10 protein-coding genes are annotated in these 9,279 nt (G+C 42.5%); 3 read left to right on the top strand and 7 right to left on the bottom strand.

Annotated elements, in window-relative coordinates:
* On the top strand, positions 1–911 hold a 911-nt coding region (locus BLT_RS21520; RefSeq protein WP_017726912.1), incomplete at its 5' end, for an LCP family protein.
* 290 nt (positions 912–1,201) lie between these two features.
* On the opposite strand, the gene fabF is transcribed toward BLT_RS21520, so the two are convergent.
* Both fabF and BLT_RS0106035 read right to left on the bottom strand, forming a co-directional pair.
* Positions 1,202–2,440: a beta-ketoacyl-ACP synthase II gene (gene fabF / locus BLT_RS0106040; protein ID WP_017726910.1), complete on the bottom strand. Its 1,239-nt coding sequence runs from the start codon at positions 2,438–2,440 to the stop codon at positions 1,202–1,204.
* Between the two features lie 53 nt (positions 2,441–2,493).
* Positions 2,494–3,432: a beta-ketoacyl-ACP synthase III gene (locus BLT_RS0106035; protein ID WP_017726909.1), complete on the bottom strand. Its 939-nt coding sequence runs from the start codon at positions 3,430–3,432 to the stop codon at positions 2,494–2,496.
* A gap of 269 nt (positions 3,433–3,701) precedes the next feature.
* Between BLT_RS0106035 and BLT_RS0106030 the strand changes: the two genes are divergently transcribed.
* Entirely contained in the window at positions 3,702–3,998 is a 297-nt protein-coding gene (locus BLT_RS0106030) for a hypothetical protein (protein ID WP_017726908.1), read from the top strand.
* Positions 3,999–4,091: 93 nt separating this feature from the next.
* Here BLT_RS0106030 and BLT_RS0106025 read toward each other — a convergent pair whose 3' ends face one another.
* The 3 genes from BLT_RS0106025 to BLT_RS0106015 all read right to left on the bottom strand — a co-directional run bounded on the left by BLT_RS0106025 (position 4,092) and on the right by BLT_RS0106015 (position 5,835).
* Positions 4,092–4,379, bottom strand: coding sequence for a hypothetical protein (locus BLT_RS0106025; protein WP_017726907.1), 288 nt, complete (start codon positions 4,377–4,379; stop codon positions 4,092–4,094).
* Between the two features lie 240 nt (positions 4,380–4,619).
* Positions 4,620–4,811, bottom strand: a complete 192-nt coding sequence (locus tag BLT_RS0106020) for a ComZ family protein (RefSeq protein WP_017726906.1) — start codon at positions 4,809–4,811, stop codon at positions 4,620–4,622.
* 70 nt (positions 4,812–4,881) lie between these two features.
* On the bottom strand, positions 4,882–5,835 hold the full coding sequence (locus tag BLT_RS0106015; protein WP_017726905.1) for a BMP family ABC transporter substrate-binding protein: 954 nt from the start codon (positions 5,833–5,835) through the stop codon (positions 4,882–4,884).
* A gap of 361 nt (positions 5,836–6,196) precedes the next feature.
* Here BLT_RS0106015 and BLT_RS0106010 point away from each other — a divergent pair, with 361 nt between their 5' ends.
* On the top strand, positions 6,197–7,795 hold the full coding sequence (locus tag BLT_RS0106010) for a peptide chain release factor 3 (protein ID WP_017726904.1): 1,599 nt from the start codon (positions 6,197–6,199) through the stop codon (positions 7,793–7,795).
* 502 nt (positions 7,796–8,297) lie between these two features.
* Here BLT_RS0106010 and BLT_RS23995 read toward each other — a convergent pair.
* Positions 8,298–8,468, bottom strand: coding sequence for a hypothetical protein (locus tag BLT_RS23995; RefSeq protein WP_017726902.1), 171 nt, complete (start codon positions 8,466–8,468; stop codon positions 8,298–8,300).
* Between the two features lie 16 nt (positions 8,469–8,484).
* Positions 8,485–9,279, bottom strand: a 795-nt coding sequence (locus tag BLT_RS0106000) for an NAD-dependent epimerase/dehydratase family protein (RefSeq protein WP_017726903.1), incomplete at its 5' end; no start/stop codon positions are given.

Here is a 9,279-nt window from a genome sequence, read left to right as displayed (position 1 = left end):
GCAAGCTTGAAGCGACTGACAACGCAAATGAAGGAAGCTTGGACCCTTCGCAAGAACTCCAATTCACTCCAGATAAGCCTGAAAATGAAGAAACGTTAAATGTGTTATTAATCGGAGTTGATACAGAGGAAAATGAACCTGCCCGAACGGATACAATCATGGTCGCACAATATTCACCAAAAGACGGAACAGCAAAGCTTGCCTCCATCATGCGTGACTCCTACGTATCCATTCCTGGTTACCAAGACAATAAAATCAATGCAGCCTTCTTCTTTGGGGGGCCTGAATTGCTCCGACAAACAATCAAAGAAAATTTTGACCTTGACGTCCATTATTATGCCATGGTCAATTTTGATGGTTTTGTCAGTCTCGTTGATGCCATTGCACCAAATGGAATAGAACTAGACATAAAAAATCGGATGTACTATCAATCGTCCAACACCTACATTGACTTTCAACCTGGCGTTCAGACGTTAGATGGACAGCAGGCTCTAAACTATGTTCGCTTTCGAAGTGATAGCAACAACGACTTTGGACGTGTTGCTCGCCAACAAGAAATGCTTAGCTTATTGAAAGATGAATTACTTTCTCTTTCAGGCTTAACGCGAGTACCTCGACTGATTGGCCAAATCGAACCTTATATTGATACAAATATTACAACAGGAAAAGTCATTAGCTTAGGTCGTGATTTTTTGTTAAACCCAGTTGAAGAAATTGAAACGCTGCGAATTCCGATTGAAAATGGTTATGTAGATCGTACCTATTCCCATGCTGGGCAAGTGCTGGAGCTTGATTTTGAAAAAAACCGTCAAGCCATCTCAGCATTTTTTAATCCTGACCAAGAAAACACGGAAATGATAATGTCTGCCCATGATCATATTGATGACGCCCCTTATGAAGAGGGACATTAATGCTTCCGTTTGTTTTTTATCCTATCGCTCTTTCATTGAAAAGGGGCTCGGACAAAAGAGTTTTTATTGATGAGAAATCCGAACGTCATGACGTTGCTGCCTAGCATTCGCTTCGGAAATATCCTTCGCTTTCCGCGGGCGGCTGGTGAGCCTCCTCGTGCTTTTTGCACTGTGGGGTCTCACCCTTTCCTTTGATCCCGCAAGAGTCTACGTCTATTTCCTCTGCGAAGGTTGTGCATCGTTCGCATGTTCAATCATACACGTTCGTTATGTCCCAGCCCCTTCTTGTTTTATTCTGCGTTTTTTTTAAACACAAGGGTTGCATTATGCCCACCAAAGCCTAATGAATTGCTAAGTGCTGCCCGTACCTCTTGTTTTCGGGCTTTGTTTGGAACATAGTCCAAATCACACTCAGGATCTGGTGTTTCATAATTAATTGTAGGCGGTAAAATGCTTTCTTCAATCGCCTTCACACAAAAGATTGCTTCAACGGCTCCAGCCGCACCTAACAAGTGTCCTGTCATTGACTTTGTCGAGCTTATTGCTAATTTTCTCGCATGATCACCGAAAACCGTTTTGGCAGCCATTGTCTCAAATTTATCGTTATACGGGGTACTTGTACCGTGTGCATTCATATAGTCAATGTCATCTGGTTTCAATCCCGCATCTTTAATCGCTTGAGCCATTGAGCGAGCACCGCCTTCTCCTTCAGGGGCAGGTTGTGTCAAATGATAGGCATCTCCTGTTGCTCCATATCCAGCGATTTCCGCATAAATTTTTGCACCGCGCTTTTGAGCTGATTCTAGAGATTCTAAAATTAAAATTCCCGCACCTTCACCCATGACAAACCCATCCCGATTTGCATCAAAAGGTTTGGACGCTGTTTTTGGATCTTCGTTCGTTGTGACAGCTTTTGCCGAACAAAAGCCAGCGACAGCCATGCTTGTTATTGGTGCTTCCGCTCCACCTGTGATCATCACGTCAGCATCCCCGCGCTGGATTACTTTAAACGCATCACCGATGGAATTTGCGCCAGATGCACAAGCGGTTACTGAACAAGAGTTGATCCCCTTAGCCCCTGTTACTATGGATACTTGGCCAGAAGCCATATCTGGAATCATCATTGGGACAAAGAAAGGACTCACACGACGGTACCCTTTCTCTAAAAATGTCCGAAACTGCTGTTCATACGTCTCCATTCCACCAATTCCTGAACCAATCCAGACCCCAACACGTGTCGCATTTTCTTCTGTAATTTCAAATTTTGCGTCCTCTAAGGCCATTAAAGCAGCTGCCACAGCAAATTGTGTGAAGCGATCCATTTTCCGTGCATCCTTTTTATCCATAAAAGCCTCTGGGTCAAAATCCGTTACCTCAGCTGCCACCTTCATTGGGAATTGAGAGGCATCAAGCCTTGTCAACGGGCCGACACCCGATTCACCAGCAATTGCCCTTTCCCACGTTTTTGCTACACTCGATCCAAGCGGTGTAACGGCTCCAATCCCTGTAACTACTACACGTCTTTGCATTCTGTTCTCTCCTTTTCACCCTAATTCCTTTGCTTTCCAGATTCTTTTACGTTTTATCGGCCCCAACGTAGAGCTACTGAACCCCAGACAAGTCCGCCCCCGAAACCTACAAGGACCAACAAATCTCCATCCTTTATTTTACCATCTTTCAAATCATCTACCATAGCCATTGGAATGGATGCTGAAGAAGTGTTCCCGTACTTGTGGATTCGTTTTGACATCTTCTCAACAGGAAGCTCCAGACGCTCTCTTGACGCCTCCATAATTCGTATATTTGCTTGATGAGGCACAAGAAAATCGACATCCTCTTTTGTTAAACCAGCCTTATCTAAAACTTTAAGGGCAGATTCTCCCATTTGCCGTACCGCAAATTTAAATACTTCACGACCATTCATTTCTAGGTATTTTCCTTGCTGATTAATGTGCATTGCGCCAGATCCATCTGCTCCAAGGTCAAAGGCAAGAATCCCTCTTCCTTCAGAAACTGGCCCCATGATTGCAGCACCGGCGCCATCCCCAAACAAGACTGCTGTATTTCGATCTTCCATGTTCGTAATTTTAGAAAGCTTCTCTACACCAACGACTAAAATATATTTATAGGCTCCCGTTTCAATAAATTGCTGACCCGTTGCAAGACCATAGATGAATCCAGCACATGCAGCACTAATGTCCATTGCTGCAGCTTTCTTTGCACCTAAACGCTCTTGAATCAATGTCGATACGGAAGGAAACGGCATATCAGGCGTGACGGTTGCAACAAGGATTAAGTCGATCTCTTCTGCGGCGATTCCTGATTCAGCAATTGCCTCTTTCGCTGCTTCATAAGCCATATCAGAAGTATTCATATCATCTGCTGCGAAACGTCTTTCTTCAATTCCTGTTCGTGTACGAATCCATTCATCAGAAGTATCTAATGTTTTCTCAAAATCTGCATTGGTGACAATATGCTCGCCCACATAGCTAGCGATCCCTAAAATACCTGCTTGAGCCATCGAAGTTTCCCCTTTCGTAATGCGGCATTCTATTTCGTATCCATTTATTTACGAGTTATTATTAGTACCTGCTCCTAATTTTAGCTTATTTCCGTTGTTCTGTCCATATGCAAACAAAGAAACAGGCTTGTCACATATTACACGCCATGCTAATGAGCTTCATACACTAACAATGACAACTAGGAGGGTTTTAACACCTAATTTAAGCCTCCCCAAGTCATTTCTTTTTATAAATGAACAATTGCATAGTGTTAGGAGGGTTAACGAGAATGTCTGAACAAGAAACTGAAATGAGACCTACCCCAGAGCGGCCGAGTGATTTTTTTAACGATTTAATGTTTGGCCGCCCGATGCCGAGACAGGAGGAAAAAATCGAAACACCCCCAAAAGAGCTAGAGCATGAGGAGCAAGCAGCTAACCATTCTTCGAACAGTGAGATTCCTTTTACGTACGAGCAAATGGAGCACATGATGAGGCTAGCTGAATCTCTCGGTCCAACGCTCCAGAAACTGATTCCTTACTTCAAAATGGTACAAAGCTTTTTCACAGCAAATAAAGGGAAGTAATTTCTAGTTTGTCTTAGCATGTCAAAAAACTTCTCGTGAAAAACGAGAAGTTTTTTGACATTTTATCGATAATCGAGCAGTGTTGCTCGTGCGTTAATATGGTCGATACGGGGATCCATAACCTGGACCGATTTGCGGACCATAGAATTGGCCATAGTTCGGACCGTACTGCATCCCATAACCAAAACCGTAATAAGGTCCGTAACTTGGGCCATATCCACCACCGTAGCCACCAAAAAGAAACGGACTTACTGCAAGCCCTGCTAAAAAAGGAAGCACAGGTGAAAAACGCTCGTTGTCATGAAATTCGCGGTGCCAATCGTACTGCTGATAGGGTAGATAGCTCATCGATACAACTCCTTTGCTCAGTACTTCTAGCATACTATGTTCCCCTTCCTCATTGTGCGCACGTCCAAAACACAAGACTACAAAGTTGCCGGTCTCCCTCATTGGCAAGCTCCTTCAGTAAATGATAAACAATGCTTGGCCCTTCCAATTTTTAACTACGTCAATCGTGCCTTTATGAGTGTAAACGCTCCTTCTTTTCTGCACACAAGCTCCATCACTTTAAAACAGAAAAAGGCCTCATTCTTTACAAGCTGAGAGCCTTCCCTGTTTCCTTTATTCTTCCTTTGTCGCTTCTTGCTTTCCTAACTCATATGCTTCCTTCATCACATTAAGAAGGAGCTCTAGCATTGGCTGCATATCCTCTATGCTTAGCTCAATCCCTTTTTCATCTAAAAATTTCTTACCTTCTGGCAAATGCTTCATGGCAATTTGCATAAATTTCATGTTTTGACTTGGATCAGTCATGTTCATCACCTCTTCAAACGTCCTTCTTGTCTAACATACTACGTAAAGATGCTTTCACGCAAGATAGAGGTTATTCAGTTTGATGGGGCAGTCGATCGGTCCCTACATACGTGGCAATGGCACCTTCTACTTGCTCCTGAACGGTTTCAGGAACAACAGTACTAAAAGCACCTAATGAAATAACACCATCTTTAAAATCATAAGATAGATTTCCTGCTTCAAGCTCACCATTTTGGAATCGCTCGGCGACTAATTCATAAAGGCTATCTACATGTTGTACCGTACTCGTTAGCACCGTCGCTTCACCTAAATCTGATTGATCCCCTACATAGCCTATCGCAAAATCACCATCACGCTTTATTTCCTCGATTACTTGAATATGATAGCCATCGCCTGCTGGATAAAACACATCTACCCCTTTTGCTTTTAGCTTATCATGCAAGTGCATCGCTTTGTCCACATCGGACCAATCCCCCACATATTCTACATAGGCGATAGCTTTATCAAGATATGACGCTCCATCTACAAAGCCTTGAACCTCTGGTTGCCACGGGAACGCAGCAATCACGCCAACTTTATTCGTTTGGCTCATTTCTCCTGCTACCATTCCTCCAAAATAGCCCATTGCATATCCATCAAACTGAAGACTTGTCACATTATCCCCTGTCACGTCACCATTAAAGCTAACAAAATGGACATCTGGAAAATCGCTACCAAGTTCAGAAAAATAGGAGGCAAACACATGCCCATGCCCAAAAATTAAATTTACATCTTCTTTAACGAATTTTTCAATTGCAGCTCTTGCTTTGCTCTCGTTATCGATTCCTTCTTCAAGGAACACATCGACGTTCAGATTCGCATGAATATTTAATAAACCTTGATAACCTTTACTATTCCAACCTTGATCATCGATTGTATTTTCTACTAACAATCCAACGGATTTCAAAGAAGGGTTCGATGAAGAATCTGAACAGCCAATGAGAAAGAACAACAGCAAGAGAACGCTCATCAATCTTAACATCATGTTGAGACACTCCCTTGTTGTGATGCCATTCTCTACTAGTATAAAGGATTTTTCGACATCTTTTTGTAAAATTTTCATAACAAGTCTTAAGACCTGTGCCTAAGGCTTGTTTCTATGTTCGCTATTTTAAAGAAAACTCCTTTATTTTCAGTGAAGATAGTGGAATTTTAGTCCTTTGTTTCCATACTATGTAGGAAGAGCCTACTCATGAATGTTTCATCCTTTTCGATCGGTTTTGTAATCATTCTGTAACCTTAATATGAGAAAAAGATGAAACAAATGATTGGGCTTGATATAATAAACAAGATCTGCGTAAAGAAAAAACATACGAGAAGAATGAGGAAAAAAGCGAGGATATTCTATGACTACTTATGAAAGTGAAGTAACGACACGCCGGACATTTGCCATTATCTCCCACCCAGATGCAGGTAAAACAACACTAACCGAAAAGCTTCTTTTGTTTGGAGGAGCCATTCGTGAAGCAGGTACCGTCAAAGGACGTAAAAATAGCAAGCATGCAATGAGTGACTGGATGGAAATCGAAAAGCAAAGAGGGATTTCTGTCACAAGCTCCGTGTTAGAATTTCAATACGACGGCTATCATGTTAACATTCTCGATACACCCGGGCATGAGGATTTCAGTGAGGATACGTACCGGACCTTAACGGCTGCAGATTCAGCAACAATGCTAATTGATGCTGCAAAAGGGGTTGAGGCGCAAACGAAGAAGCTGTTCAAAGTGTGTAAAATGCGGGGAATTCCGATTTTCACCTTCATGAATAAGCTCGATCGCCAAGGCCGAGATCCTTTTGAGCTGATGGAAGAGCTAGAAGAACTGCTCGGTATTCGCTCCTATCCAGTAAACTGGCCAATTGGTATGGGCCAATCCTTTGCCGGCGTGTATGATCGAAAAGAGAAACGTCTCGAGCTCTATAACCCAAATAATCCAAAGGACATTGATGTCATTTCGGTCATTGGTCCAGATGATCCTAAAATTGATGAAGTCATTGGAGATGCTGGGCTTGTTGCTCAATTTCGAGAAGAAATTGAACTGCTTGACGTTGCAGGTGATGAGTTTGATGAAAAGCAAATTAAAGAGGGGCATTTAACACCGATTTTCTTTGGGAGTGCTGTTTCAAGCTTTGGAGTACAAACATTTTTAAACCATTTTTTAAAGCTTTCTCCGTATCCAACACCAAGAGAAAGCAGCAATGGTGTTATTGATCCGTTAGAATATAAACATTTCTCAGGCTTTGTTTTTAAAATTCAAGCAAATATGAATCCTGCTCACCGAGACCGGGTAGCCTTTCTCCGCATCACATCTGGTACGTTCAAAAGAGGCATGAACGTGAATCATGTGCGAACTGGAAAATCGTTAAAGCTGAATCAGCCAACTCAGTTCCTTGCTCAAAGCCGTGAAATTATCGAAGAAGCTTATGCTGGCGATATTATTGGCTTATTCGACCCAGGTACGTTTCGGATTGGGGATACACTCGTAGAAGGAGCCAATTTTGAGTTTGATGAGATGCCACACTTTTCACCTGAGCACTTTTCTGTCATTACGGTCAAGGAAGCGCTAAAGCATAAATCTTTCGAGAAGGGCCTGCAGCAACTAACCGAGGAAGGTGCTATTCAGTTATTTAAAACCTACAATCGCCATACAGAACAGCAAATTGTTGGTGTAGTTGGGGTTCTGCAATTCGAAGTTCTTGAATATCGCTTAAAGCATGAGTATCATGTGGACATTCAACTTGAAAGACTCCCCTTCTCTTTTGCCCGCTGGGTTGATGGAGAGGGTGAAGCGATGGAGACGTTTAAACGAATGCAACGTAACCTAGTAACTGATCGTGATGGCCGGATCGTTGTATTATTTGAAAATGATTTTCAAATGCGTACAGCGATTGACAAATACCCTGATTTACAATTTTTTGAGAACTCGTTTTTCAAAAGCAGGGTATAACAGAAACCAGCAGGAGCGGCTCTCTCTTCCACACAGATGAAAACGGGTCCCCCGAGCTTGCTGTGCACCATTTTAATGAAGGCGGTGTGAGCGACACACTTCCTCCTTTATCATCCTGTAAGCACCCCGTTTTCACAGAAAGAAATGCACAGGAAGCTTCGACTAGCAAGCTTTTTTGTTTTCGTAGGAGGAGTTGAAGACATTGTAAGCCGCTTGAGCCTGTCGCTAGAGAGCTTTAAAAGTTTTACCTTTCTTCTTCGTGAAAAGAGGCTGAGACATAACGAACGTGTATGATTGAAAATGCGAACAATGCATAACCTTAGCGGCGGAAAAATACGTAGGGATCAAAGGCAAGGGTGAGACCCCACAGTGCAAAAAGCACGAGGAGGCTCACCAGCCGCCCGCGGAAAGCGAAGGATATTTCCGAAGCGAAGGCTATGCATCAACGATCATGACGTTTAGATTTCTCATCAATAAAAACTCTTTTGTCCCAGCCCCATTCTTATCCTTGTTTCTTACGATAAAAAAGCCATTCTACTAAAAATCCAATCAGTAATGCGAGTAATACGCTAACACCTTCATTCAAACCAATCAATTGATTCAAAATCATAAAAAGCACCACTGCGACCAACGCAAAAATGAACAGCCCTAACACTGCACGTCTAGCACCCAAATCCTCCCCCCGCTTTCTAGAGCAAGTCTTTACGCTCTTGCCATTTTGTCACATGTTCTCGTTGTTTTTCAAGCCCCTCGCTTAAAGACATTTTCGCCTCGAATCCTAGTTGTGTTTTTGCTTTTTTGGGACAAAGTGATACCTTGTGAAGAGGTTTAGTCAATGTCTTATTATTTAATAAATAGCTTTTGCCTTTGTACCAAAGGTTTTCTTTCCCTGTTGTTAAATGAAAGACCTCTCCTACTGCTTTTGTTTTCGCAGCAAGCAGCAAGCCCTCTATCACATCGTCGATATAAAGCACATCAAGGGTAGACCGATCTTCCGTCATTTGTTCTTTTCCCACTAAAATTTGTTGATAGGTCATATCGTCACGCTGCCACGGACCATACACGGTTGGTAAGCGTAAAATAATATAATCAAGCCCTTTTTTTCTCGCTTCATTTTTGACAATTTCTTCACTTGCTAACTTTGTCACACCGTACGATGATGAAGGGTTTGTTGGCGTTCTTTCTGTAATCAGTCCGACTCTGTCCCCATACACTTCAACAGTTGAAGCATAAATGAAGCGTGCCGGTGGAACGCATGCATGAAGGAGTGTTTTTGTCACATGAACATTTGTTTTGATGACCTCAGGTAAGTACGGCCACTTACTATCTGATTTTGTCGCTGCTGCTAGATGAAAAATAACATCGGCACCTTTTAAAAGCTTTGTTAAATTGCAGTCTTCCACACGTTGATTAACAAATGTAAAAAGGGCATTGCGTCCAATTCGTAGTTGCTTTTCTTCGTAAACCTCCTGGGTATGAGGACC

The organism is Halalkalibacterium ligniniphilum, assembly GCF_000334155.1.
Classification (GTDB): domain Bacteria; phylum Bacillota; class Bacilli; order Bacillales; family Bacillaceae_D; genus Halalkalibacterium; species Halalkalibacterium ligniniphilum.
This window is presented reverse-complemented; position numbering and strand designations above follow the sequence as displayed.